The organism is Metabacillus sp. cB07, from assembly GCF_016839225.1.
In the GTDB taxonomy this organism is placed as follows: domain Bacteria; phylum Bacillota; class Bacilli; order Bacillales; family Bacillaceae; genus Bacillus_P; species Bacillus_P indicus.
Genome location: NZ_CP069296.1, coordinates 3,925,281 through 3,951,380, shown reverse-complemented (window position 1 = coordinate 3,951,380; position 26,100 = coordinate 3,925,281). Strand labels below are relative to the sequence as shown.

27 protein-coding genes are annotated in these 26,100 nt (G+C 45.7%); 23 read left to right on the top strand and 4 right to left on the bottom strand.

Translation table 11 applies throughout. The annotated features are described in order from the left end of the window. The first annotated feature begins 57 nt into the window (after positions 1-57). The 5 genes from JOJ89_RS20125 (at position 58) to JOJ89_RS20105 (ending at position 6,194) form a co-directional block, all read left to right on the top strand. The gene (locus JOJ89_RS20125; protein WP_051827358.1) at positions 58-273 is read left to right on the top strand and encodes a helix-turn-helix domain-containing protein; all 216 of its coding nucleotides are present in this window, start codon (positions 58-60) and stop codon (positions 271-273) included. 33 nt (positions 274-306) lie between these two features. Then, positions 307-1,908, top strand: a complete 1,602-nt coding sequence (locus JOJ89_RS20120) for a YceG family protein (RefSeq protein ID WP_203289175.1) — start codon at positions 307-309, stop codon at positions 1,906-1,908. A 73-nt stretch (positions 1,909-1,981) separates the two neighbouring features. Further along, the gene (locus JOJ89_RS20115) at positions 1,982-3,067 is read left to right on the top strand and encodes a toxic anion resistance protein (RefSeq protein WP_029283292.1); all 1,086 of its coding nucleotides are present in this window, start codon (positions 1,982-1,984) and stop codon (positions 3,065-3,067) included. 688 nt (positions 3,068-3,755) lie between these two features. After that, the gene (gene rpoE / locus JOJ89_RS20110) at positions 3,756-4,304 is read left to right on the top strand and encodes a DNA-directed RNA polymerase subunit delta (RefSeq protein ID WP_029283294.1); all 549 of its coding nucleotides are present in this window, start codon (positions 3,756-3,758) and stop codon (positions 4,302-4,304) included. Positions 4,305-4,586: 282 nt separating this feature from the next. Next, positions 4,587-6,194, top strand: coding sequence for a CTP synthase (locus tag JOJ89_RS20105; protein ID WP_203289174.1), 1,608 nt, complete (start codon positions 4,587-4,589; stop codon positions 6,192-6,194). 62 nt (positions 6,195-6,256) lie between these two features. On the opposite strand, the gene JOJ89_RS20100 is transcribed toward JOJ89_RS20105, so the two are convergent. Beyond that, complete coding sequence (locus tag JOJ89_RS20100; RefSeq protein ID WP_203289173.1) at positions 6,257-6,790, bottom strand: DUF2529 domain-containing protein; 534 nt, start codon at positions 6,788-6,790, stop codon at positions 6,257-6,259. Between the two features lie 292 nt (positions 6,791-7,082). Here JOJ89_RS20100 and JOJ89_RS20095 point away from each other — a divergent pair, with 292 nt between their 5' ends. The 9 genes from JOJ89_RS20095 (at position 7,083) to JOJ89_RS20055 (ending at position 15,512) form a co-directional block, all read left to right on the top strand. Next, positions 7,083-7,454, top strand: coding sequence for a response regulator (locus JOJ89_RS20095; protein WP_029283300.1), 372 nt, complete (start codon positions 7,083-7,085; stop codon positions 7,452-7,454). 189 nt (positions 7,455-7,643) lie between these two features. Next, positions 7,644-8,501, top strand: coding sequence for a class II fructose-bisphosphate aldolase (locus JOJ89_RS20090; protein ID WP_203289172.1), 858 nt, complete (start codon positions 7,644-7,646; stop codon positions 8,499-8,501). A 114-nt stretch (positions 8,502-8,615) separates the two neighbouring features. Continuing rightward, positions 8,616-9,260, top strand: a complete 645-nt coding sequence (gene fsa / locus JOJ89_RS20085) for a fructose-6-phosphate aldolase (protein WP_029283304.1) — start codon at positions 8,616-8,618, stop codon at positions 9,258-9,260. A gap of 451 nt (positions 9,261-9,711) precedes the next feature. Next, complete coding sequence (locus JOJ89_RS20080) at positions 9,712-11,001, top strand: UDP-N-acetylglucosamine 1-carboxyvinyltransferase (RefSeq protein ID WP_029283306.1); 1,290 nt, start codon at positions 9,712-9,714, stop codon at positions 10,999-11,001. Between the two features lie 48 nt (positions 11,002-11,049). After that, entirely contained in the window at positions 11,050-12,012 is a 963-nt protein-coding gene (gene glpX, locus JOJ89_RS20075; RefSeq protein WP_029283308.1) for a class II fructose-bisphosphatase, read from the top strand. Between the two features lie 566 nt (positions 12,013-12,578). Then, complete coding sequence (rho, locus tag JOJ89_RS20070; RefSeq protein ID WP_029283310.1) at positions 12,579-13,862, top strand: transcription termination factor Rho; 1,284 nt, start codon at positions 12,579-12,581, stop codon at positions 13,860-13,862. Between the two features lie 123 nt (positions 13,863-13,985). After that, the gene (gene rpmE / locus JOJ89_RS20065; RefSeq protein ID WP_029283312.1) at positions 13,986-14,186 is read left to right on the top strand and encodes a 50S ribosomal protein L31; all 201 of its coding nucleotides are present in this window, start codon (positions 13,986-13,988) and stop codon (positions 14,184-14,186) included. Positions 14,187-14,398: 212 nt separating this feature from the next. Then, positions 14,399-15,022, top strand: coding sequence for a thymidine kinase (locus tag JOJ89_RS20060; RefSeq protein WP_029283314.1), 624 nt, complete (start codon positions 14,399-14,401; stop codon positions 15,020-15,022). 79 nt (positions 15,023-15,101) lie between these two features. Next, the gene (locus JOJ89_RS20055) at positions 15,102-15,512 is read left to right on the top strand and encodes a hypothetical protein (RefSeq protein WP_203289171.1); all 411 of its coding nucleotides are present in this window, start codon (positions 15,102-15,104) and stop codon (positions 15,510-15,512) included. 36 nt (positions 15,513-15,548) lie between these two features. Here JOJ89_RS20055 and JOJ89_RS20050 read toward each other — a convergent pair whose 3' ends face one another. Together JOJ89_RS20050 and gloA2 are read right to left on the bottom strand one after the other, a co-directional pair. Further along, complete coding sequence (locus JOJ89_RS20050; protein WP_203289170.1) at positions 15,549-16,070, bottom strand: MerR family transcriptional regulator; 522 nt, start codon at positions 16,068-16,070, stop codon at positions 15,549-15,551. Positions 16,071-16,224: 154 nt separating this feature from the next. Beyond that, positions 16,225-16,611, bottom strand: a complete 387-nt coding sequence (gene gloA2 / locus JOJ89_RS20045) for an SMU1112c/YaeR family gloxylase I-like metalloprotein (protein ID WP_203289169.1) — start codon at positions 16,609-16,611, stop codon at positions 16,225-16,227. Positions 16,612-16,829: 218 nt separating this feature from the next. Between gloA2 and prfA the strand changes: the two genes are divergently transcribed. Beyond that, positions 16,830-17,900: a peptide chain release factor 1 gene (prfA, locus tag JOJ89_RS20040; RefSeq protein WP_029283322.1), complete on the top strand. Its 1,071-nt coding sequence runs from the start codon at positions 16,830-16,832 to the stop codon at positions 17,898-17,900. A 5-nt stretch (positions 17,901-17,905) separates the two neighbouring features. Continuing rightward, positions 17,906-18,775 carry a peptide chain release factor N(5)-glutamine methyltransferase gene (prmC, locus tag JOJ89_RS20035; RefSeq protein WP_203290399.1) on the top strand — a complete coding sequence of 290 codons (870 nt, stop codon included), beginning with the start codon at positions 17,906-17,908 and terminating at the stop codon, positions 18,773-18,775. Here prmC and JOJ89_RS20030 read toward each other — a convergent pair. Next, complete coding sequence (locus JOJ89_RS20030; protein WP_203289168.1) at positions 18,766-19,746, bottom strand: nuclease-related domain-containing protein; 981 nt, start codon at positions 19,744-19,746, stop codon at positions 18,766-18,768. The genes prmC and JOJ89_RS20030 overlap by 10 nt on opposite strands. A 1,426-nt stretch (positions 19,747-21,172) precedes the next feature. On the opposite strand from JOJ89_RS20030, the gene spoIIR reads away from it, so the two are divergent. The 7 genes from spoIIR (at position 21,173) to JOJ89_RS19995 (ending at position 26,076) form a co-directional block, all read left to right on the top strand. After that, entirely contained in the window at positions 21,173-21,898 is a 726-nt protein-coding gene (gene spoIIR, locus JOJ89_RS20025; RefSeq protein WP_203290398.1) for a stage II sporulation protein R, read from the top strand. A gap of 117 nt (positions 21,899-22,015) precedes the next feature. Further along, the gene (locus tag JOJ89_RS20020; protein ID WP_203289167.1) at positions 22,016-22,456 is read left to right on the top strand and encodes a GNAT family N-acetyltransferase; all 441 of its coding nucleotides are present in this window, start codon (positions 22,016-22,018) and stop codon (positions 22,454-22,456) included. A 163-nt stretch (positions 22,457-22,619) separates the two neighbouring features. Then, on the top strand, positions 22,620-23,660 hold the full coding sequence (locus JOJ89_RS20015; RefSeq protein WP_203289166.1) for an L-threonylcarbamoyladenylate synthase: 1,041 nt from the start codon (positions 22,620-22,622) through the stop codon (positions 23,658-23,660). Between the two features lie 90 nt (positions 23,661-23,750). Then, positions 23,751-24,311 (top strand): manganese efflux pump MntP, encoded by a 561-nt coding sequence (locus tag JOJ89_RS20010; RefSeq protein WP_029283332.1) that lies wholly within the window; start codon positions 23,751-23,753, stop codon positions 24,309-24,311. A gap of 259 nt (positions 24,312-24,570) precedes the next feature. After that, the gene (locus JOJ89_RS20005; RefSeq protein ID WP_203289165.1) at positions 24,571-25,020 is read left to right on the top strand and encodes a low molecular weight protein arginine phosphatase; all 450 of its coding nucleotides are present in this window, start codon (positions 24,571-24,573) and stop codon (positions 25,018-25,020) included. A 20-nt stretch (positions 25,021-25,040) separates the two neighbouring features. Continuing rightward, the gene (gene rpiB, locus JOJ89_RS20000) at positions 25,041-25,484 is read left to right on the top strand and encodes a ribose 5-phosphate isomerase B (protein ID WP_203289164.1); all 444 of its coding nucleotides are present in this window, start codon (positions 25,041-25,043) and stop codon (positions 25,482-25,484) included. 13 nt (positions 25,485-25,497) lie between these two features. Then, positions 25,498-26,076: a TIGR01440 family protein gene (locus JOJ89_RS19995; protein WP_203289163.1), complete on the top strand. Its 579-nt coding sequence runs from the start codon at positions 25,498-25,500 to the stop codon at positions 26,074-26,076. Positions 26,077-26,100: the final 24 nt, after the last annotated feature.

Sequence of the window (26,100 nt, the reverse complement as noted above, 5' to 3'; positions counted from 1 at the left end):
GCAGGGTGCCTATGGCTTCACGGCTGATTTTCTTCAGTTCTTATTGGAGTGAACGTCTTGGTAACAGCAGAAAAAACGAAGACCAATCTATTGGATGAAAATATAATGAGTTCCGCTCAGGCCTGCAAGGAATGGGGAATCGATGATTCTGCCCTCAGAAAAAGGGTCAATCAGTTTCCGCCGGGCACCATCCGGAAGTTCGGAAAAACATGGGTGGTTACGAGTGAAGGAATGTGCCGAGTCTTTGGCGAAAAAAGACGAAACGGAAAGTAACGTGGAGATATATTTTCAGAGGAGGGAAGAGAGATGATAAGAACATATAAGCCTGCGCCTGCAGAACATCTGGACACAGACTGGCAGACTCTTCTTTTTATGCCGCTGCCTGAGCGTCCGGATTATGTGAACACTCCCTCTGAAGTGAAAATTCCGCAAGTTGCCGTCAGGCTGCTTGGAACACCATTAACAGATGACGAATACTATCAAATGCTTTTTGACCTTGTTCATCACGAAGAACTCGGTGTGCATTTTCTAAGTGAATCTCTGGATAAAAACATCCCGCAGGAAAAATTTCAGGCGATACAGAACCTGCTGCTTCTGCATAAAAACGAAAAGCTCTCCGTGAACCGGTTTGTTGCTTTTATGGACAGAGACCGCCTTCTTCCGGTTCTCTCCGATCCGGAGTTAAACCGCCACCTGCGGACTTGTGTCATTCACATGCTTTCGCGTTTCTTTCCTGATAAAGCGAATGACAGCGCTGATTTCCGGCGCATCATTGTTGATTTGATTAAATGGACCTGGAACCACCTGCATCCTGAGCTGCAAAAAACAGCCTGCGTCCGGCAGCCTGCGTTTTTCTGGTACGGAAATGCAACGAAAAGCGAACAGTTCTTCCTTCATTTCCTGATCCGGTTCGGATGCGATGTCATCATTGCCCATCCGGAGGGGACAGATATCCTGAAGGAGGAAGATCCGGAAGAAGCGGTCAGCAAAATCGTCCGTTTTCCGGGGACTCACGAACTGACAGCGTTTCCAAAGGTGAGGCCGGAGCGCACATCAACTGTGGCATACAAAGCTTCAAAACAAATTGACCAGGTTCTTCATTCAGACGAATCCATGCTTTATAAGCCATGGCAATTCAGAAATTATTCCCCAAATGCACGGACGCTGAAAACAACGTATGATGAACTTTTTATTCTTATAAAGGAAAGAGCATTCCTGCGTCCAGACTTTGAAGTCCGGGACAACATGGTTCATATACCCGCTATTTTCTCAAAAATCTTCGGGGTGACAAAAAACAGACGCTCATACTGGGGCAAAATTCAGGACCTCGCTGACTATGAACATGCGGCTGTCGTCAAGTACTTCCCGTTTACTTGGGAAGCGAAAGGCAATCCCCATTTTCATTACCAGAACGCCCTGAACGAAAATCAGGTGCTGCAGGCTGATAAAATGATGGGAAGCCACTGGTGGAAGTATTCAAACCTTCCGACAGGCCTTCAAAAGGGGCTGGCTGATGCGATTTCAAGGTATTGTGCTGATCCAAAGCTTAAAAGGCTGGAACAGGAAAGTCCATATGACCTGCAGCTTTACCTGTTCAATCAGGCGATGAATATTCCGGAAAGCCTGATAAAACTGATGCAGAATTTCGATTACTCCCAGCATGTGCCCCGGCTCATTCTTTATAATAATGAAAACAACGGCTACATGACGCGCTCAGACGCTGCGATGCTTCTGCTGATGAATGAATTCGGACTGGATATCGTGATCTGCAATCCTCCCGGCCACAACGACATTGAAAATTTTGTCGATGAAAAGCATTACGACAGCCACTGGCTGGAGGAAATGAGCTTTAATGAAGTCTATCAGGAGCCGTCGAAATTCAAGAAATTCATCCGGAAAATCTTTTAAGCCGCATTATTTATGCGAGCAGAAATACCTGTGTGAACAGGCATCCAAACCATATTAAAGGAGGATTTCGCGTATGTCTCAAGTACCTGGACTCAGCAAAACAGATCAGATGGAAGAGGTTCTCGAACAAGGACCGAACAATATGAAGCTTCAGCTTCAAAAAGAGCCTGAGGTTCAAAAGCTTGCAGAGAGCATTGACCACAAGAATCAGGTGGCAATCCTTGAATACGGAAAAGCACCTGCTGATGAAATTTCAGCTTTTTCAGGAAAAATCCTGAACACCATGAAGTCGAGCAGCATGGAAGAATCAAGCGCCCTCCTGAAACACCTCGGGAGAATCATGGACCGCTTTGATCCGAAAGACTTTGCCGAGCAAAAGGGCATAAAAAAATTCTTCAGCCGCGGACAGAAGCTGGTAGAGAAAATCATGTCAAAGTATCAGACAATGGGCGGCGAAATTGATAAAGTCTACCTTGAAATTGTGAAATACGAGGATGAGATGAAGCGTTCAACAAATACGCTTGAGCAGCTTTATGAACAAAATTTCAACTACTACATGGAGCTTGAAAAATACATTGTCGCCGGAGATATGAAAGCAGCTGAACTAAAGCAGCAGCTTCCGGCATTAGAAGCAAAAGCAGCGGAGGGCAACCAGCTCGCCCAAATGGAGCTTGATACGATGCGGAACTCAATTGAGGTGCTTGAACAGCGGGTCTATGATCTCGAACTTGCCAAACAGGTAGCCTATCAGTCCGCACCGCAAATCCGCCTCCTGCAAAGAGGGAACACAAAGCTGATCGGAAAAATCAATTCTGCGTTTGTCACTACGATTCCTATTTTTAAAACCGGCCTGATCAACGCCATAGCAGCCAAAAGACAGAAACTCGTCGCAGATTCAATGAACGAGCTTGAAAAGCGCACAAATGAAATGCTTCTCCGAAACGCACAGAATATTTCAAAACAGAGTGTGGATATTGCAAGACTTGCAGGAAGCCCCGGCATTAAAATGGAAACAATTGAAGAAACATGGAGCATCATCCTAAAAGGCATGCACGAAACAAAAGCCATCGAAGACGAAAACAAACAGCTTCGCGAACAAGGAAGAGTGCGCCTTGAAGAACTGCAGAACAACTTTAAGCAGCTGAATAATGGCCGCTGATAGGTAACAGCAAATACTAATCCGGACTGAGGTTTAAATAGTCCGGATTTTTTCCGTTTATATTGACCAGTGTACTCTTTGTATATCTAATAGAACGTTCAAGAGGGAGAGAGATTTAAATGCTGGAAGTATTGCTGCCAGTTTATCGGTGGGTGAACCTCAAAAGTGGCGTCACTCCCCCGAGTAATCACTTTTATTTAAGGTGTTTCTCATCTTCCTGTTCTTACCTCTAATCATATGAGCAGGATTTTTCACCACAAGGATTATTGAAGCAAGCATAAAAACTCCAGTGACCTGCAGCGGAAGGCACTTGACTCCTGCGGGATGAAGAGGGCAAGGGAGACCCCGCAAGCGAAGCTGAGGAGGCTCCCGGCCCTCCCCGCGGAAAGCAAGTGACTGGAGCGAAAGGGAACGGGTACAACTGGTAGCATAGTACAACTATCTATGGGATAAGACATTTAAAAAAACATGAGTCTGCGCAGTTTTGACAAAAATTATTCCATTTTATTAGAAGGAAGAAGATTAAGGTAGCATAAAGTGTTAGAATTTGTTTATAATGAATGGTATGACTTGAATACATAGGATTCGGACAGTACTAGCAATCTCACTTCCGGATTTCTTAATAGATGAGAATAGAACCTGCTCTTATCTACAAATAGATGAACGACTAGAAAGGGAGTGCCTCACTTTGAGTATTTCACAATATTCTAAGGACCAGCTTAAAGAATTGTCAATGGTTGAAGTAGCCTACGACCTGATGACTGAAAAGAAACAGCCGTACGTTTTCTTGGACCTGGTAAAAGAAATCAGCCAGATTATCGGTCTTACGAAAAGCCAGGTAGAAGATAAAATTTCACAATTCTACACAGATCTTAACATCGACGGCCGTTATATTTGTGTTGGAGAAAACACTTGGGGCCTGCGCAGCTGGTACCCGTATGAGCAAATCGAAGAAGAGGTTGTGCCTGTTGCAAAACCTAAGAAGAAAAAAGCGAAAAAAGTGGTTGATGAGCTTGAGCTTGAAGACTTCGATGAAGTGGATGAAGAAGAACTTGAATACGATGACATCGAAGAGTATGAAGATGATACGGACGACGATCTAGAAGACGATGATCTCGAAGATGATGCAGAAGAAATCGACGAAGTCATTGAAGACGAAGATTTCGATCTTGACGAGGAAGAGCTTGACGAAGACCTTGATGAGGATCTTGAAGAAGACGAAGAAGAAGATAAATAATCGTCTTGACTTTAGTGGGCCAACTAGGTAGAATCTTATTTGGGCTCTTTAAAAGCTATACCAATGGTTTATATATACCATGCTCCCTTTCGCAACGCGCAAGGGAGCTTTCTTTTTTTAGCGCAGTTAAGCCTTCAGGCTGACATAGGCGCTTTTCCTTTTTTCAGGCATGAAAGACCCCCTGACAACACTTATAAAAGATAAATCGTTCCCATTCGATTGGGAATGTTTTCTTTTGTGCACATTAATCTTATACATCTTTTGAAGGGAGAAGAAGAACACATGACAAAATATATTTTTGTTACAGGAGGCGTTGTATCCTCACTTGGTAAAGGGATTACAGCAGCTTCTCTTGGACGCTTGCTTAAAAACAGAGGATTAAAGGTGACAATCCAGAAGTTTGACCCGTACATCAACGTGGATCCGGGAACAATGAGTCCGTATCAGCACGGTGAGGTTTTCGTAACAGACGACGGAGCAGAAACAGACCTTGACCTTGGTCACTATGAGCGTTTCATCGATATTAATTTAAATAAATACAGCAACGTCACGACTGGTAAAATTTACTCTTCTGTCCTTAAAAAAGAGCGCCGCGGCGACTATCTTGGCGGAACAGTACAGGTTATCCCGCATATTACAAATGAAATCAAAGACCGCGTCTTCCGTGCAGGAAAAGAAACAAACGCAGACGTTGTCATTACAGAAATCGGCGGAACAGTAGGGGACATCGAATCCCTTCCATTCCTTGAAGCAATCCGCCAGATGAAGAGCGATATCGGCCGCGACAACGTGATGTACATTCACTGTACACTTGTTCCTTACATCAAGGCAGCAGGCGAGATGAAAACAAAGCCGACACAGCACAGCGTAAAAGAATTAAGAAGCCTCGGCATCCAGCCAAACGTGATTGTTCTGCGTACAGAAATGCCGATTTCACAGGATATGAAGGACAAAATTGCACTGTTCTGCGACATTGATACAAACGCAGTTATCGAGTGCCGTGATGCAGATACGCTTTACTCTATTCCGTTGGCGCTTCAGGAACAGCATCTTGATCAAATCACTTGCGATCACTTAAAACTTGATTCACGCGAGCCTGAAATGTCAGAGTGGATTGAACTCGTTCAAAAAGTAACCAACCTTTCGAAGAACGTGCGTATTGCCATCGTCGGAAAATACGTTGAACTTCAGGATGCCTACATTTCTGTTGTTGAAGCTCTTCGTCATGCAGGCTATGCATTTGATGCAGATATCAGCATCAAATGGATCAATGCAGAAGAAGTAAATGCTCTTAATGCACAGGAGCTTCTTTCTGATGTAGACGGAATCCTTGTCCCTGGCGGATTCGGAGACCGCGGCGTGGAAGGTAAAATCCTTGCAACTCAATATGCGCGCGAAAACAAAGTGCCGTTCTTTGGAATCTGCCTCGGCATGCAGGTTGCTTCTATTGAATATGCACGCAACGTTCTTGGCCTTGAAGGAGCACATTCTTCTGAGCTTGACGTTGCTACGCCGTATCCTGTCATTGACCTGCTTCCTGAGCAGAAAGACATCGAAGACCTTGGGGGCACACTGCGCCTTGGACTTTACCCGGCTAAGCTTGACACGACTTCACGTGCATTTGAAGCTTACCAGGACGAAGTGATTTATGAGCGTCACCGCCACCGTTATGAGTTCAACAACGAATACCGCCAGGCTATGGAAGATGCAGGCTTCATCTTCTCTGGTACAAGCCCTGACGGCAGACTTGTTGAAATCATTGAGCTTAAAGATCACCCTTGGTTCGTGGCTTCCCAGTTCCATCCGGAATTCACATCAAGACCGACAAGACCGCAGCCGCTGTTCCGCGAGTTTATCAATGCATCGCTTACAGCATCTGAAAAGAAATAATAAAAGCAAAACCCCTGACAGTTCAGACTGTCAGGGGTTTTTTACATGGATGCTTTGTTTTTTTACTCGTACTCACTTACCATCTCTTTCATCGTAAAACTCAGGGCATAATAGGCAAATAGGGATGTCATCAGAGAGGGGTAGCCGTAGCGGCTGCCGTCTTCATCCGGAATCAGCGCTTTTTTCAGCTTTGAATCAATATGGACATCTGCAAGCTCTTCCAAGCCGCCAGGTTCTTCTTTCATATAGCAGGAGACTGCCGTGGTCCCAATCATATCTTCGCGGAGTTTTTTCGCAAGCTCCACCGCTTCTTTGTCATTTGAACGGTGCGAGAAAAGAAGCACGCGGTCAGCGTCTGTCAGTGCATTCATCGTGCCGTCCTCAAGGAAAAGCGGTTTTGCACTTGGAAGGGGGTTTGAACCTGCTGTTGCCTCGAGCGTAATCCCTTCAAGCTCTCCAAAGCCGTGCACATAAATCGTGCCGCTTCCGACTGCAGCCTGTGCGAGCAGTCTTGCGCCGTCTTCAATGGCTTCTTCTTCCTGCTCATGAATGCGGCTGAAATGGCCGGTTAACTGGGTCATAAATATCTTCATCATCTGTCTGAACACTCCTTTACGACTCCATTATAACGAATGAGAGAGCCAATACCTAACCGGACAGGTTCAGAAATTTGTCGATAAGTTTAAGCAGGAATAAGAATACACACAACCGAATAACTATCGTATGTTTCACCGGACTGTTTTATACTAAAGAAAGGTAAATCCGGCATGCGTTTCGTGCCTTATTTGCTTTTATGATGTAAGCAGTTTTCCGGACGTTTTGGTTCCTTGCAATACATGCTGACCGGCAGAATAGCTGGATAATCCAAATATGAAGAGGTGCAGGAAGATGAATGAAAAAATCTTAATTGTAGACGATCAATATGGAATCCGTATTTTATTAAACGAAGTGTTTCAAAAAGCGGGATATCAGACCTTCCAGGCAGCAAACGGTTTTCAGGCTCTGGAAATTGTAGACAAGCATAAGCCGGATCTAGTGCTTCTTGATATGAAAATTCCTGGTATGGATGGAATAGAAATCCTGAAAAGAATGAGAGTGGTCGAGCCGGATATCCGCGTCATTATCATGACTGCATACGGTGAACTGGACATGATTCAGGAGGCGAAAGACCTTGGGGCTCTAACGCATTTCGCAAAACCGTTTGATATTGACGAGATTCGCGACGCTGTCCGCAAGTACCTTCCGATCCGCTCGAACTGACGCCTCCCTAAATCGGCAAACTTATGTCGAAAAGTTGCCGTTTTTCTCAGAAGTTGGTATGCTAGTGAATGAGAAAAGCCCGTGTACATTTTAATCAGATTACATACATTGCAATCGTTCTGGTCATGCTAGATGTTACGTAAGCTTTTCGGGTTTAGCAAATTAGCTGCATAGGGAGGATATTTCGACATGCCTTTAGTATCAATGACAGAAATGTTGAATAAAGCAAAAGAAGAAGGTTACGCTGTAGGTCAGTTTAACCTGAACAACCTTGAGTTCACTCAAGCGATTCTTCAAGCTGCTGAAGAAGAAAAATCACCGGTTATCCTTGGTGTATCCGAGGGCGCTGCACGTTACATGAGCGGCTTCAAAACAGTTGTAAAAATGGTTGAAGGTCTTATGGAAGACCTGAACGTAACAGTTCCTGTTGCGATTCACCTTGACCACGGTTCAAGTTTTGACAAATGTAAAGAAGCAATCGATGCAGGTTTCACATCTGTAATGATCGACGCTTCTCACCACCCATTTGAAGAGAACATTGAAACAACAGCTAAAGTTGTTGAATATGCGCATTCAAAAGGCGTTTCTGTTGAAGCTGAGCTTGGAACAGTAGGCGGACAAGAGGACGACATTATTGCAGAAGGCGTTATCTACGCTGACCCTAAAGAGTGTGAAGAGCTTGTTAACCGCACTGGCATCGACTGCCTTGCACCTGCACTTGGATCTGTACACGGCCCTTACAAAGGCGAGCCTAACCTTGGCTTCAAAGAGATGGAAGAAATCGGCAAAGCTACTGGCATGCCTCTAGTTCTTCACGGCGGAACGGGTATCCCGACTCACGATATCCAAAAAGCTATCTCTTTCGGTACAGCTAAAATCAACGTTAACACTGAAAACCAAATCGCTTCTGCTAAAGCTGTCCGCGAAACACTTGCAGCTAAGCCGAACGAATATGACCCGCGCAAATATCTTGGACCTGCTCGCGATGCAATCAAAGCAACAGTTGCAGGCAAGATGAAAGAATTCGGTTCTTCAAACAGAGCTTAATTTTAAAAAAGAAAACCGCCTCTGATACACAGGAAACGAAAAGGCGGTTTCCTTTCTGATTGAAAGTAAGCGTAAACAAGTTCTATTTTTCTGATATCTTAGGAGGATGGCAGAATGTTATTTTTCATTGATACAGCAAATGTCGAAGAAATTAAAGAAGCACAGGCTCTCGGTGTCCTGTCCGGAGTAACCACAAATCCGAGCTTAGTAGCTAAAGAGAATGTATCCTTCCATGACCGCCTTAGAGAGATCACCGGAATCGTATCGGGGTCTGTCAGTGCTGAAGTCATTTCCTTAAAGGCAGAGGAAATGATTGAAGAAGGCAAAGAGCTTGCTGAAATTGCCCCTAATATCACAGTGAAAGTGCCAATGACGCCGGACGGCTTAAAAGCAGTAAAAGCCTTAACGGACCTTGGCATCAAAACGAACGTGACCCTGATTTTCAACGCGAACCAGGCGCTTCTTGCTGCAAGAGCAGGAGCGACATATGTATCGCCGTTTGTCGGACGTCTTGATGATATCGGCCAAAATGGCATGGAGCTGATTTCTACGATCGCACAGATCTTTGATTTACACGGTATTGAATCAAAGATTATCGCGGCATCAATCAGACATCCAATGCACGTGACAGAAGCAGCGCTGCACGGCGCCCATATTGCGACCATTCCATTCAGTGTCATCAAACAGCTCTGCAAACATCCCCTGACAGATCAGGGCATCGAAAAGTTTCTGGCAGACTGGAACAGCAGACAGCAATAGATTGCAAGATAAATAGATAACAGGAATGGCAAGCCTAGGCTTGCCATTCACTGCTAGAAAAGCGGAGCTGGACAATATGAAAAGCGCCGCACTAGATAAAACAATGCGATTCTTCCATCCATTCAGGCAATGACCCTCATTTACATGCCTCCACAGGAACCATATCGTGCACTAAAATAATTTCATATGTCATAATAGGTTAAAGAAAAAAAACTTGAACTTGTATTCTTTGTCGGATTAATGGAAAATATTTGTTGAAAAGAGGCATTTTTTGTTGCTCTTTCGTCTCAACCCGAAACGTCAGCTTGATTTTGGTCACAGTACCACCATTTTATTCTCATAACATGATGGCTTTTCAAAAAGGAGCCGGCTTTTCAGTTCTGAATGAAACTGAGAGGGCGAAACCTGACAAGACATCGAAAAGCCAACTTCTTTGAGAAAGGAGACTATCATGGAAAAATTAAAAATAGCAGGCGGTTACCCTTTAAAAGGGACGGTAAGCATCAGCGGCGCCAAAAACAGTGCGGTTGCCCTAATTCCGGCGACAATACTGGCCCAGTCACCCGTCACCATTGAAGGTTTGCCCGATATTTCAGATGTACATATTTTAAAGGACTTGCTTGAGGAAATCGGGGGAACCGCAGAATTTAAGAATAACGAGATGTATGTGAATCCTGCGGAAATGATTTCAATGCCTCTGCCAAGCGGAAAAGTGAAAAAGCTCCGTGCTTCCTACTACTTGATGGGAGCGATGCTCGGACGATTCAAAAAGGCGGTTATCGGCCTTCCTGGAGGATGCCATCTTGGTCCGCGTCCGATTGATCAGCATATCAAAGGCTTTGAAGCTCTCGGAGCACAGGTCACAAATGAACAGGGCGCAATCTATCTGCGTGCCGAGGAGCTTAAAGGAGCCCGCATTTATCTTGATGTCGTCAGTGTTGGTGCAACCATCAACATCATGCTTGCAGCTGTGCTTGCTAAAGGACAGACCATCATTGAGAATGCAGCAAAGGAACCTGAGATCATCGATGTCGCCACTCTTTTATCAAGCATGGGTGCAAGAATTAAGGGAGCCGGAACGGATGTAATCCGTATCGACGGCGTTGAAAGCCTTCACGGCTGCAGACACTCTATTATCCCTGACCGGATCGAAGCCGGCACGTACATGATTATTGGAGCTGCCATGGCGCAGGAAGTGCTGATCGACAACGTTATTCCGCTTCACCTTGAATCTCTCATTGCAAAATTCAGAGAGATGGGGATCCATGTTGAAACAAACAACGAACAAATCTGGATTGTCGGCGGACAGAAGGAACTGAAAGCTGTCGATATTAAAACACTCGTCTATCCTGGTTTTCCTACCGATCTGCAGCAGCCGTTTACGTCACTCCTTACAAAGTCAACCGGAACAAGTGTCGTGACGGATACAATCTATTCTGCGCGCTTTAAGCATATTGATGAGCTCAGAAGAATGGGAGCCAAAATTAAAGTGGAAGGCAGATCTGCTATTGTTACAGGCCCGACAAAGCTTCAGGGTGCGAAAGTGAAAGCGAGTGATCTTCGCGCAGGAGCTGCTTTAGTCGCCGCAGGCCTGATGGCAGAAGGTGTAACCGAGGTAACAGGACTTGAGCATATCGACCGCGGATACAGCCAGCTTGAAGAAAAACTGACAAGCCTTGGCGCGACAATCTGGCGCGAAAAGCTGACAGAACAGGAAATTGAACAGCTTCAAAGTTCTTAAGTAAATAGATACCTATAACAACTGGGGATACATGGGGAGGAAGAAACAATGGAGAGAAGTTTATCAATGGAGCTAGTCCGTGTAACAGAAGCAGCGGCACTTGCATCTGCACGCTGGATGGGACGCGGGAAAAAAGACGAAGCAGATGATGCTGCAACATCAGCCATGAGAGATGTGTTTGACACCATTCCGATGAAAGGAACGGTTGTCATCGGGGAAGGCGAAATGGATGAAGCACCGATGCTTTATATCGGTGAAAAGCTTGGGACAGGCTATGGCCCGCGCGTTGACGTGGCTGTTGATCCGCTTGAAGGAACGAATATCGTTGCCTCCGGCGGCTGGAATGCCCTTGCTGTTATCGCAATCGCAGACCATGGCAACCTTTTGAATGCACCGGATATGTACATGGACAAAATTGCAGTCGGCCCTGAAGCAGTAGGCTGCATTGATATTAACGCTCCAATCATTGACAACCTTAAGGCGGTTGCAAAAGCTAAAAACAAAAATGTGGAAGATGTCGTTGCCACAATCTTAAACCGCGAAAGACACGAGCATATCATTAAAGAGCTTCGCGATGCAGGCGCACGCATCAAGCTCATTAATGACGGTGATGTCGCAGGCGCCATCAATACAGCGTTTGACCACACAGGCGTCGACATCCTGTTTGGTTCAGGCGGCGCACCTGAGGGAGTTCTTGCGGCAGTTGCCCTTAAATGCCTCGGCGGAGAAATCCAGGGCAAGCTTCTACCGCAAAATGACGAAGAAATCGCACGATGCGAGAAAATGGGCATCGACACAAGCAAAGTTCTCCGCATGGAGGACCTTGTAAAAGGCGATGATGCCATCTTCGCAGCAACCGGCGTTACCGACGGCGAGCTGCTGAAAGGCGTTCAGTTTACAGGCACCGCGGGAACGACTCAATCCCTCGTCATGCGTGCCAAATCAGGAACCGTCCGCTTCATCGACGGAACCCACAGCTTAAGCAAAAAACCGAACCTTGTCATAAAGTAAAACGCAGCCACGCTGCAGACAGCCGGGTATAGAAATGGTTTGTTCTATTTCCGGCTGTTTTTTATTGTGGAAGAGATCAAGGCGGTTCCGCATTTTGCGGTGTCCAGCTGCATCAGCCAACTCCTCTGTCAGAACAAAATCGCCCGAAAAGGCAAACCCGGCCTTTCCGTTCGATTTCTTATCTGCCTATCGGAGCTAACCGGCTGATTCCGCTTTTCGTGGTGTCCAGCTGCATCGCCTAACTCCTCGGCCAGAACGGCTCCGTCAAAAAAAGCAAACCCGGCTTTTTCTGCCGGACCCTTTTCTGCCCTTCGGAGCTGACCAAGGCGATTCCGCATTTCAATGTTTCAATCTCATTTCAAAACTCAAAACTTATTGATTAAATCAGTCAAATAAGGTAAAACTAAAGAGTGCTGCGTAAATTGAAAGGGCTGCCTTTCACACTGCTTTTCCTACTTCTAGCCTATCTTCTCTTTCTTCTCTATATCTGATCCATTTACTAGTTTTTTTCTCGCATATAGATGGAAGAACAACTGTATTTATAATTTATAAAGTGTGGTGCTGTTATGAGCGAGGTTTCTATTTCCAATCTCGAACATCTGAAATTAAAAGAATTATATGAGCTTGCACGTCATTACAAAGTGTCGTATTACAGCAAGCTGACGAAAAAAGAATTGATTTTTGCCATTTTAAAAGCGAACGCTGAGCAAGAGGACTTATTGTTCATGGAAGGCGTTCTTGAAATCATTCAGTCTGAAGGATTTGGGTTCTTAAGACCTATCAACTATTCTCCAAGCTCTGAGGATATTTATATTTCGGCTTCACAGATCCGCCGTTTTGATTTGCGAAATGGGGACAAGGTGTCCGGAAAAGTCCGTCCGCCAAAGGAAAACGAGCGCTACTACGGCCTGCTTCATGTGGAAGCCGTTAACGGAGATGACCCTGAGTCTGCGAAAGAGCGTGTTCATTTCCCGGCTTTGACGCCGCTTTATCCGAACCGCCAAATCATCCTTGAAACAAAACCAAGCGACCTTTCAACACGCATCATGGACGTGATTGCTCCTGTGGGATTCGGACAGCGCGGACTGATCGTTGCGCCTCCAAAAGCAGGTAAAACGATGCTTCTGAAAGAAATTGCCAACAGCGTGACAACAAATCATCCGGAAGCTGAACTGATTGTTCTCCTCATTGACGAACGTCCTGAGGAAGTAACGGACATTGAGCGTTCTGTAGCAGGGGACGTTGTCAGCTCAACGTTTGATGAGGTTCCTGAAAACCACATCAAGGTGGCTGAGCTTGTTCTTGAGCGAGCAATGCGCCTTGTCGAGCATAAGAAGGACGTTATTATCCTTATGGACAGCATTACACGTCTTGCGCGTGCGTACAACCTTGTGATTCCGCCAAGCGGACGTACACTCTCAGGCGGTATTGATCCGGCTGCGTTCCATCGTCCAAAGCGCTTCTTCGGTGCTGCCCGGAACATTGAAGAGGGCGGAAGCCTGACCATTCTTGCGACTGCTCTTGTTGATACAGGATCCCGTATGGATGATGTAATCTATGAAGAGTTTAAAGGAACAGGCAATATGGAGCTTCATCTTGACCGTTCCCTTGCAGAAAAACGCATCTTCCCGGCAATCGATATTCGCCGCTCAGGTACACGAAAAGAAGAACTTCTTATTCCGAAAGATCACCTTGAGAAGCTGTGGGCCATCCGCAAATCGATGTCAGATTCGCCTGATTTTGCAGAAAAGTTCCTGAAAAAACTGCGCAACTCCAAATCCAACGAAGAATTCTTCAGCATTCTTGATGCGGAATGGAAGGCAGCAGGCGTTTCCGGAAAACGATTGTAAAATTAGTTGCAAATTAACTGGAAGCTTGTTATACTTTTTTTATGTGCTTTTCCGGAAGAACCTCTTCTGGAAATGATAACTCTGTTTCGGTAAACGAATCAGGGCGGAAGGAGATGAAACGGAATGAAAGCAGCTATCCATCCTAACTACAAAAAAGTTATGGTTAAATGTGCTTGCGGAAATGAATTTGAAACTGGTTCTGTAAAAGACGAGGTGCGCATCGAGGTTTGCTCTGAGTGCCATCCATTCTACACAGGACGTCAAAAGTTCGCTTCTGCTGACGGTCGTGTTGATCGCTTCAACAAAAAATACGGTCTTAAATAATTATAGATTGAAGGAAACAGGCGAGATTTCTGTCTTGCCTGTTTTTTTACGCCGTTTCCCGCTATTTTTGGGAAAAACAGCCATAATAAGCAGTATCCATGTACATATGGAACCTTACAATGAACGGCATTCCGTTCATTTAAAGATAGAAAGCAGCAAAAGGCTCGGGGCCATAGAACAACGTTTAAGAAATGAAGGGGGAGGCCGTTTTCATGTATGTTATGAAACAAAGCGGGTGGCTTGAGGTCATCTGCGGAAGCATGTTCTCAGGTAAATCTGAAGAACTGATCAGAAGAGTCCGCCGTGCGCAGTTTGCCAAGCAGGAAGTGAAAGTATTCAAGCCTGCCATCGACAATCGCTACAGTGAAGATGAGGTTGTTTCGCATAATGGCACGGCCGTCATCAGTCATGCCGTTGCTTCTTCAAGCGACCTTTTTAAATACATTACACCAGAAACAGACGTGATTGCGGTTGATGAAGTGCAATTTTTTGACGACGAAATTGTCCAGGTCATCACATCACTTGCCAACCAGGGCTACCGCGTCATCGCTGCAGGGCTTGACCAGGATTTCAGAGGAGAGCCGTTTGGCACCGTTCCTGCGTTAATGGCCGTTGCGGAGCTTGTCACAAAGCTTCAGGCCGTCTGTTCAGTGTGCGGTTCACCCGCGAGCAGAACGCAGAGGCTGATCAACGGAAAGCCTGCATCCTACCATGATCCGATCATTCTGGTCGGTGCTTCTGAATCGTACGAACCAAGATGCCGCCACCATCACGAGGTGCCGGAAAAGCCGGCTCAGTCAAAACAATCAGAGCCGGAAACTCAAAATTTGTCATAAAGATGAAAGCTGCCCCAATTTTTCAAAGGGCAGCTTTTTTTCATACCCTTTTGGGCACCTTACAAATGGAGGTGTTTTTATGAAAATGTTATGGATCCTTTTTTTAATCCTGGTTCTCGGGGCATGCGGCAATCCATCAAATCAATCAGAAATACAGCCTGAATCAGACAAAGGAAGCGAACTGAAGAGGACAGGGGAGGGTGTTTCAAACAACAGGGGAACAACCGAGCAGAACCCGAACTTTCTGAATCTGTCCAAAAACAGGGAGCAGAATGAGGATGAAATGGATAAGCTTCATGAGGTCATCCGCAATGACCCGTCACTGAAAATTGAGAACATCACGATGAACGGCGGGAAAATCAGCGTGGATGTTGTGTCCTCAAAAGAAATGACTGATCAGGAAATGGCGAACAAACAGGAAGAACTGCAGAGGAAAATGCAGAACATCATCCCGAGATATGACGTTCATGTCGACTTGGAGGCAAAATAAAAAACTCGTTTCTGTTTAAACGAGTTTTTGTTTTGTTCAGAAGCTGAAAAGAGAACTGATCAGACTTCTTCTTTTCTGTTTTTTAGGCGGTTTTACATGGTCAAAGACGAGAGCATGCTCCATCGGATGCTTTTCTTTCTGCTTTTCAAGTGTCTGTACCTTAACTTCAAGCTCTTCAATGCGGCTGTTCAGTTCTTCAATTTCTCTCCGGTGCTGCAGCAGCTGATAGGAGACGACGCTGTCTGCCTTGCTGCTGATTTTTTGGTCCAGTGCTTTCAGTTTTTGCATGATCTCTTCATAATTAAGATCAGCGGGGGGCGCTTCCGCTGTTTTTACGACCGCTTTTCTAGGCGGTTTTTTCTCCGTTACTTTTACTTCCTGAAAAAGAATCCCCTGATTAAGCTGATCCTTAATATCACGAAGTGTGCCAATATCCTCTTCTGTAAAAAAGTAATGACCAAGCTCATTCCGCTCCATTTGAAGATTCAGCTGCTTCACCCAGCGCTGAACGGTTTTCGGCGAAACACCCAGCAGTTTGGCAACCTGGCTTGTATTCATCTCCATTCCCCCTTGTCCAGTTTTCCCGAAACATACAAAACACGATGATCAACATGTTCGATAAGAGAAAGTCCGATCCCTTCCGGCCAGACAAAAGAAGAATCAATTCGCCAAAGAAAGTGCTGATTTTACGAATTCCGCCAGCTCTTTCGACTTAATCCTCATAAAGCTCAAGCGGCAGCCCGTCCGGATCCTGGAAAAACGTAAACTTCCTGTCTGTAAACTCATCCACCCGGATCGGTTCTGTCTCAATGCCAAGCGCATTCAGCTCTGCGACTGCGTCATCTATATTTTTAACAGAGAAAGCAAGGTGTCTAAGACCTGCCGCCTCAGGACGCGAAGGGCGCTCCGGCGGGGAAGGAAAAGAAAACAGTTCAATTTGAGTGTGATCACAGACAGCCAGATCAAGCTTGTATGAATCTCTTTCTGCCCTGTAAGCCTCGTTTAGAATACCAAAACCAAGCTTGTTCACATAAAAATCCTTTGAAACCTCATAATCTGTACAAATAATGGCGATGTGGTGCACTTTTTTGATGTTCATGGAATTGGTCCTTTCTTTTTTACGTGTCCAGCTTCATCGCTCAACTCCTCTGTCAGAACGGAATCGTCGGTAAAGGCAAAAAGCGCCTTTTCCGCCGCTTCCTTATCTGACTCCCGGAGCTAAACGAGCGATTCCGCTTTTCCTTCAATTTGCTTTTGACGCTTTCAATAACCTATACTATAATTATAACGTTATGGACGAAAATAGAGGTGAATTACGTGCTGGACCGCTTACAATCCGTAGAAGACCGCTACGAAAAGCTAAACGGACTACTTATGGATCCTGATATTATCAACGATTCAAAGAAGCTCCGCGAATATTCAAAAGAACAATCCGATTTGCAGGAAACAGTTGACGTATACCGTGAATATAAATCAGTAAAAGAACAGATTGACGACGCCAAAGCCATGCTTGATGACAAGCTGGACGCTGATATGCGCGACATGGTGAAGGAAGAGCTTTCTGAGCTGCAGTCACAGGAGAAAGACCTGGCTGCACGCCTGAAGATTCTTCTGATTCCAAAGGACCCGAACGATGACAAAAACGTTATCATGGAGATCCGCGGCGCTGCAGGCGGAGATGAGGCAGCTCTGTTTGCAGGAGACCTTTACCGCATGTACAGCCGTTTTGCCGAAGCTCAAGGGTGGAAGACAGAAGTTATGGAAGCCAACACTACCGGTGTCGGCGGCTATAAAGAGATCATCTTTATGATCAACGGAAACGGCGCATTCTCAAAGCTTAAATACGAAAACGGTGCACACCGTGTGCAGCGTGTCCCTGAAACAGAATCCGGCGGAAGAATTCACACGTCCACAGCGACGGTTGTCTGCCTTCCGGAAGCGGAGGAAGTGGAAGTGGAGATTCATGATAAAGACATCCGCGTCGATACATTTACTTCAAGCGGACCGGGCGGACAGAGTGTCAACACGACAATGTCAGCCGTACGCCTGACGCATTTGCCGACAGGAACAGTGGTTTCCTGCCAGGATGAAAAATCACAGATTAAAAACAAAGAAAAAGCCATGAAAGTACTTCGCGCGCGCGTTTATGACAAATTCCAGCGCGAGGCACAGGCTGAATACGATCAAAACCGGAAGCTTGCTGTTGGAACAGGTGACCGTTCAGAACGGATCCGCACGTACAATTTCCCGCAAAACCGTGTAACAGACCACCGCATTGGCCTGACGATCCAAAAGCTTGATCAAATCCTGCAGGGGAAACTGGATGAGTTTGTCGATGCTCTAATTGTAGAGGATCAGTCAAGCAGACTCGACCAGGCAGACCGTTAAGCATGATAAAGGTGTACGAAGCCCTGAAGTGGGCTTCTTCTTTTTTGGCAGAAGCAGAGCGTGATCATAATGCGGGAGAGCTCCTGCTTCGCCACCATCTGAACATGAGCCGTTCGGAAATGCTTGCTTCCTTAAGGATGGACCTGCCAGACGGAGTCTGGGAACCATTCAAAGCAGACGTTCACCGTCATGCAGACGGAGTTCCTGTACAGCACATGATCGGATCAGAAGAATTTTACGGCCGATCGTTTACGGTCAACAAAGAAGTGTTAATTCCCCGCCCTGAAACAGAGGAACTGGTTGAAGGGATTTTGCTTAAAGCGAAAAGCCTGTTTAAAGGCTATGAAACGATTGCTGCAGCGGACATTGGGACAGGCAGCGGAGCCATTGCCATATCCCTTGCCCTTGAAAATCCTGCTTTTAAAGTAAGGGCGGTCGATATTGCACCGGAATCCCTTGAAGTCGCAAGGATGAACGCAGAAAGCCTTGGGGCTGAAGTGGAATTCATGCATGGAGACTTGCTTTCCCCGGTAATGGAAAGCGGAACGAAAATGGATGTGGTTGTCTCAAACCCTCCATATATCCCCGATGCAGAAGTGCTGGAGCTTTCGCCGGTCGTAAGAGACCACGAGCCTCACCGAGCCCTTGCAGGCGGAGCAGACGGCCTGGACTTTTACCGCAGACTGGCAGCTGACATCCCGCGCGTCATCAGCACGCGTGCCTTAATTGCATTCGAAGTCGGAGCCGGACAGGGCGAAGACGTTAAAGCCCTGCTGCTTGAACAGCTACCCAAGGCACAGGCTGAAGTCAGATACGACATCAACGGCAAGGACAGAATGGTTTTTGCTGTTGTAGAAGAAACGCCTCATGATTGAGGCGTTTTTTTCTGTTTAAGGAGATAGCGGCGGTTGCGGTAAGTGCCCGTAGATTGAAGGTTGAGGGAGATTAGAATTCGTGTAGCATACTGAGAGGAGTTTATTTTTAAAAAACGGCGAAGCTCGCGATTTGATATCGTCTCTGATACCAGGAGATGATAATCATTTAATGCAGGAATGTGTGCGTCTTTGCTGGTGGTCCGGCAAAGGCTGCATAACCAAAGTCCGTATATCCTTTTCATCGGAAACTGTTTGCAGCACGGACATTGCACCCCCGATATTAAATCATCTGCTGTTAGTTTATATTGAGCCAATACATCCGGGTTTGCAGGAACATGACTTTTGATTAATTGCTTTGAGAGTTTATTCTTTTCTCTTGTGGATAAGGAAAGATTGTGCGGACGCTTGCTTAAAAGTTCCAATCTGCTGACTAACTGTGAAGAGTGAAGAACCGTTTTTGCTACAGTTTCTGAATAAGGCGGAATGGACTTGATGATGGTGGAGGGATGACTGATGACAACCAGTGTATAAATGGGGAGATCCGGAAACTGGTGTTGGGCAAGCCAATGTCTCAGCAATTTTTGGTGACGATGGACCTGTTCAATTGGATCAGAAAAAGCATCCTCTTTCCCGTTCTGAGTCCGGATCAGCTGGTGAAATGTCCGGTCAAAACACAGGGTGCCGCTCGCATTCTTTATTTCAAGGATGATGACATGGCTTTCATGTAAAAGCAAAGTATCCATTTGGAAAAAATCAGTGGACTTGTGCTGCAGTCTCAGACTGTGGAAAATGAAGTGGTTTTTCTCATCTTTAAGGTAATAGTCAATGGATTGCTCACCTCTGTATCCAGCTCGCAATTTTGCTGTTTCCTCTTCCATTTTTCCACGTTTAGGATGATTCATAGGCAAGCGCCTGATCAGCGCTTCAAGTTTCACTAACTTGATGGGAATTTCTCTTTCCTTTTTGATCATACTACTCTCCTTTTGTTTTTTGTCCTCTATTTGTATTCAATGGTTATTTGGAAAAACCTTTCTATGCGGGAAACCGAATTTTAAGCACGTACAATTTGCATTTTGAGTAGAAAAAAGAGTGTTTTGAGCAGTAAATGAAATGATTTTTTCACGTGAATGTTAATTTTAGCAACGTACCGGCGGGAAAATATTGTCCCGCTGAGCAATTTATTTATGTAACTACCAACAATGCGAACAAAACACCCAACTGCATTTGTTTTATAACCAACAATGATTACGTATCAACCAACTTCGGCTCATTTACAACCATCCCCTAATCCAACCGCAAACTACCTCTTTTTCTAGCAAGATCTTGGGCATATATCAGTTGATTTGCAGTCTTGGACTGCGTCGGATAGCTAAATTAGGGTGCAGCACCTGTCCCGTTGGGGAAAATACTTGTGTTACTACCAACAAAACGTACAAAACACCCAACTTCATTCGTTTTACAACCAACAATGAACGCGTAACAACCAACTTTGCTCCATTTACACCCAACTCCCAACCCAACCCCAAACTACCTCTTTTTCTAGCAAGATCTTGGGCATTTATCAGTTGATTTGCAGTCCTGGACTGTGTCGGACAGCTAAATCAGTGTGCAGCACCTGTCCCGTTGGGGAAAATACTTGTGTTACTACCAACAAAACGTACAAAACACCCAACTTCATTCGTTTTACAACCAACAATGAACGCGTAACACCCAACTTTGCTCCATTTACACCCAACTCCCAACCCAACCGCAAACTACCTCTTTTTCTAGCAAGATCTTGGGCATTTATCAGTTGATTTGCAGTCTTGGACTGCGTCGGACAGCTAAATCAGTGTGCAGCACCTGTCCCGTTGGAGAAAATACTTGTGTCACTACCAACAACACGTACAAAACACCCAACTTCATTCGTTTTACAACCAACAATGAACGCGTAACAACCAACTTTGCTCCATTTACACCCAACTCCCAACCCAACCGCAAACTACCTCCTTTTCTAGCAAGATCTTGGGCATTTATCAGTTGATTTGCAGTCTTGGACTGCGTCGGACAGCTAAATCAGTGTGCAGCACCTGTCCCGTTGGAGAAAATACTTGTGTCACTACCAACAACACGTACAAAACACCCAACTTCATTCGTTTTACAACCAACAATGAACGCGTAACAACCAACTTTTCTCCATTTACACCCAACCCCCATCCCAACCCCAAACTACCTCCTTTTCTAGCAAGATCTTAGGCATTTATCAGTTGATTTACCTTACTGGACTGCATAGGACAGCTCAATCTCCCATATCCACGAAACAACACTCCCAAAAAATAGATTACTAGTTTTCAAAAAGCTAGTTTAAGATTCTGCCTCCCTGTCCATACTGGTTGCTAGAAGGGGATGGTGATGAAAATGAAGAAACATTATATGGCATTTATATATATTTCATTATTAATGATCGGGGCAGTTATGAACGTTTATAAGGAGCCGCTTGCAGCTGGTGCGCAGCAGGTGAATGAGGCGGTTGTGATTCCGGAAGAGGCAATTCGCCTGCGGATTCTTGCTAATAGTGATTCTGAAGAGGATCAGGTGCTGAAGCGCAAGATCCGCGATGAGGTAAACAAGGAAATCACTGTTTGGGTAGAGAAGCTGACATCGGTTGAAGAGGCAAGAGAGCTGATCAAGTCAAGGCTTCCTGAGATTGAGAAGATTGTCCAGGCGACACTTGTGAGAGAGAACATGGTTCAGGAGTTTACGGTTGATTTCAATAATGTAAGCTTTCCGACGAAGATGTACGGCAGCTACATTTACCCTGCCGGTGATTATGAAGCGATTTTGATTACGCTCGGCGAAGGAAAAGGCGCTAACTGGTGGTGTGTACTGTTCCCGCCTCTATGTTTCCTTGATTTTTCAAACGGGCAGGCTGTTCAGGCAGCTGAACTTGAGGAAGAGGCGCCGCCTGCTGCTGAGGAGGCAGATGCATCTGAGGAGCTTGCTTCATTGCTTGCAGATGAAGAAGAGACAGTTGAAAAAGCATCCGAAGAGATGACTTCCCTGATTGTGGATGAAGAAGAGGAAAAAGAAGAAGTAGAAGTGAAATTCTTTTTAGTAGAGTGGTTTGAAGGAGTATTTTCCTAAAAGGCGTACGGTTTGACCGTGCGTCTCTCTTTTTTTCAATACTGGAATATATCTCAGGTCATATCCCATCATTTTTCGTCATAGAGTTGAAGTAGAAACGAAAAACGGGGGGATTGGATGTACTACCAGTTAAGAATTGCTGAAAAAAAGGATGTACAGGCTATAAAAGCGTTTATTGAGAAAGCTGGCTTGAGATCGGACGGAATAGAAGAGTTTGTGGAGTATTTTGCCCTGCTTGAGAGTGATGGCCAGATCACGGCTACGCTTGGTGTTGAACCGGTCGGAGGAGACGGCCTGCTGCGCTCGCTTGCGGTTTCGGAGTCTATGAACCAGGCCCACCTGCTTTCTCTTTTTGAAAGTGTTTATGCACTCGCGAAAGAGAAGGGTATGGGGAGCTGTTATCTTGTGGCAAACAGCAGAAGTGCAGTTGATTTTCTAAGCATCATTGGCTTTCAGGCTGTGGAAAAAGAGAAGATTCCGCAGCATTTGCTGCAGTCAACGCATTTTAAGGAGTCTTTCAGCAAGGAACATGCAGAAGTGATGGCAAAAACATCCTGATGTGGATATATCCACATAGTTATCCACTAATTCACTCGCCTTATCCACATTTTGTGGATAAGGCTTGTATTCTTTTAGGGGTTCTTTTATACTTTCATGAGGAATGAATGAAAAGTGCGGGAAATACTAAGTTATTCACATGTTAGACAGGAGAGTAAGGAAAATGAAGACAAATGTTTGGATTGTGGATAATTTGGAGGATTTATCTTCAAGTTATCCACAAATTGCACAGGCAGCAGCACAATTAAGGGAAAATGAGGTTGTTGCTTTTCCTACGGAGACCGTTTACGGCCTTGGTGCCAACGCAAAATCGGACGAAGCTGTGGGTAAAATCTATGAGGCTAAAGGCAGACCCAGTGATAATCCCCTGATTGTCCACATTGCTTCTATTAAGCAGCTGCATGAGATTGCGCACAATGTACCTGTTTATGTGGATAAACTGATTCACGCTCTTTGGCCGGGGCCAATTACATTTGTATTGCCTAAAAAAGCCGGTTTGTCAGACCGTGTAACAGCCGGACTTGATACAGTCGCAGTGAGAATGCCGGATCATCCGCTTGCGCTTGCTCTTATAAAGGAAGCGGATCTTCCGGTAGCAGCACCGAGTGCGAATCTCTCGGGAAAACCAAGCCCGACGCGCGCGTCACACGTTTTTGATGATTTAAATGGAAGAATTGCCGGAATCGTAGACGGCGGTTCAACAGGCGTAGGCGTGGAATCCACCGTTTTGGACTGTACACAGCAAATCCCTGTCATCCTGAGACCGGGCGGCGTTACAAAGGAACAGCTCCAAGCACTGATTGGAGAAGTGACCGTTGACCAGGCGCTGACCGACGAGACACAGGCGCCGAAATCACCGGGAATGAAATATACACACTATGCCCCCGCTGCACCGATGACGATTGTTGACGGCACGCCTTCTTTCCTTCAAGGATTAATCAGCGAGGCAAAAAGCGAAGGGAAAAAAGTCGGCGTTCTCTCTGCAAAAGAGACGGCAGGAAACTATGAGGCAGATGTGGTCTTTTCCTGCGGAAGCAGAGCAGATATGCACACAGTCGCTTCAGAGCTTTATGACGTTCTAAGAGCATTTAATGAAACGGATGTAGATTGTATTTTCAGCGAAAGTTTTTCGTCAGCCGGTGTGGGCCAGGCAGTAATGAACAGGCTCATGAAGGCGGCTGGCCACCGTTTAATAAAAGAATAGGACGAATGATCCAAACCGGAAAATTGAAATGTTCTAAGCCTTCCCGGACATGCATAAGTTTGATTGAGGCGTGTCCGGGGAGGCTTGTATATGAATCTCGAAGCATTGATTGGCGAACTGATTACGTTATTTATGATGGCATTTGCGCTTGGAATGGATGCATTTTCGGTCGGACTTGGCATGGGGATGATCAAACTCAGGCTTCGGCAGATTTTTTATATTGGCCTGACAATCGGCCTGTTTCATATATGGATGCCGCTCGCCGGCATGTGGATCGGCAAAGTGCTTTCAGGAACATTCGGCCATATTGCTTCGCTTGCAGGTGGGGCGCTGCTTATCATTCTTGGTGTCCAGATGATTCTTGCCTCGTTTAAAAAGGACCAGGAATCAATGATCACTCCAGTTGGATTCGGCTTGCTTTTTTTCGCGCTGAGTGTCAGCTTAGACAGTTTTTCAGTTGGCCTGACGCTTGGGATTTACGGGGCAAGAACGCTATTGACCATTTTGATGTTTGGTGTTGTGAGTATGCTTCTCACGTGGACCGGCCTGCTGATTGGCAGACGCGTTCAAACCTGGCTTGGTACATACGGTGAAGCGCTTGGCGGAAGTATTCTGCTCGGCTTTGGGCTGAAGCTTATTTTTCCAATGTAGAAAAGGGTCCGGAAACGGGCTTTTTTTGTTGTTTACCAGGAAATTATTAGTGCATAACATGACAAAGGTATCATCGTCCAGCTCCAGCGCCTAGATCCTCTGTCAGAACAAATCCGCCAGAAAAGTCAAAACCGGACTTTTCCGTCGGATTCTTATCTGCCTATCGGATCTGACCAAGGCGCTTCCGCTTTTGTAAGAAGCCGGGTCACTATATTCTCGGCGTTTTTCAGGTTATAATAACAGAAAAGGGGGAACACGAATGACGAATATCCTTTTTGTTTGTACGGGAAATACATGCAGAAGCCCGATGGCTGAAGCATTGTTGAATCATATGAAAGAAGACAGGCAGCTGTCCGTTAAGTCTGCCGGTGTATTTGCAAGCGACGGCAGCGATGCCTCGCATTTTGCCAAACAGGCGCTCGATGAAAAGGGCATTGCCTGCAGTCATCAGTCGTCTCTGCTGAACGGGGAGCATATTAAGTGGGCAACCTACATTCTGACGATGACAGAAAGCCATAAAGAGTTGATTTTTGAAAGGTATCCGCAGGCAATTGAAAAAACGTTTACGCTTTCAGAATTTACGGCTCAAGATGAGCTTTCGCGCCGGGATGTCATGGATCCTTTCGGCGGGTCGCTTGATGTGTACAGAATGACACGCGAAGAACTGGAGAAGATGATTGGACGATTAATGGATAAGCTCAAAGACTAATCAAAGTGGAGGGTATTTTCATGAAAATTGCAATTGCATCTGATCACGGCGGTCTTAGACTGCGCGAGGAAATAAAAAGCTTGATGGATGAGATGAATATTTCATATGAAGATTTCGGCTGTGAGTGCGAAACGTCTGTTGATTATCCGGACTATGCACTTCCTGTTGCTGAAAAAGTGGCAAACGGGGAATTTGACCGCGGAATTCTGATTTGCGGAACAGGAATCGGCATGAGTATTTCTGCCAACAAAGTGAAGGGCATCCGCTGTGCGCTTGTGCATGATACGTTCAGTGCGAAAGCAACGCGCGAGCACAATAACAGCAACATGCTTGCAATGGGAGAGCGCGTAATCGGACCCGGACTTGCACGCGAAATAGCGAAAATCTGGCTGACAACAGAGTTTGAAGGCGGCCGGCATGAAAACCGCGTGAATAAAATCACTGAGTTTGAAAATAAGCTCTGAGGGTGAAGAGAAAATGACTGACATTCAGGAGTGGAAGGTTCAGCTTGGAACCATGCTTGCCGACTTGGAGGAGCAGTCCTCTTTCAGACCCGGCATGGTGTTTGCGGTCGGATGCAGCACGAGCGAAGTGATCGGCGAAAAGATTGGTACAGCAGGGACTGAACAAGTGGCAGAGATGATCTTTTCAGAGCTTGAGGCTTTTAAAGTGCGGACTGGCGTGCATCTCGCTTTTCAGTGCTGTGAACATTTAAACCGGGCTCTTGTGGTGGAGCAGGAAACGGCTGAAAAACACGGGCTTGATGAAGTAACGGTGACACCTGTCCGCTCAGCGGGAGGGGCAATGGCCACTTACGCCTATTCAGTCTTTAAAAATCCTGCCGTTGTCGAGTTTATTAAGGCAGACGGCGGAATAGACATAGGCGATACCTTTATCGGTATGCACCTCAAGCATGTGGCGGTTCCGGTGAGAAGCTCTTTAAATCAAGTCGGACATGCCCATGTGACGATGGCCAAAACCCGTCCCAAGCTGATTGGCGGAGAGAGAGCGGTCTATTCTTCTTCAAAAAAAGAGAATAAACAATGCACGTCATAAATACGAACAATAAAATTATATAGA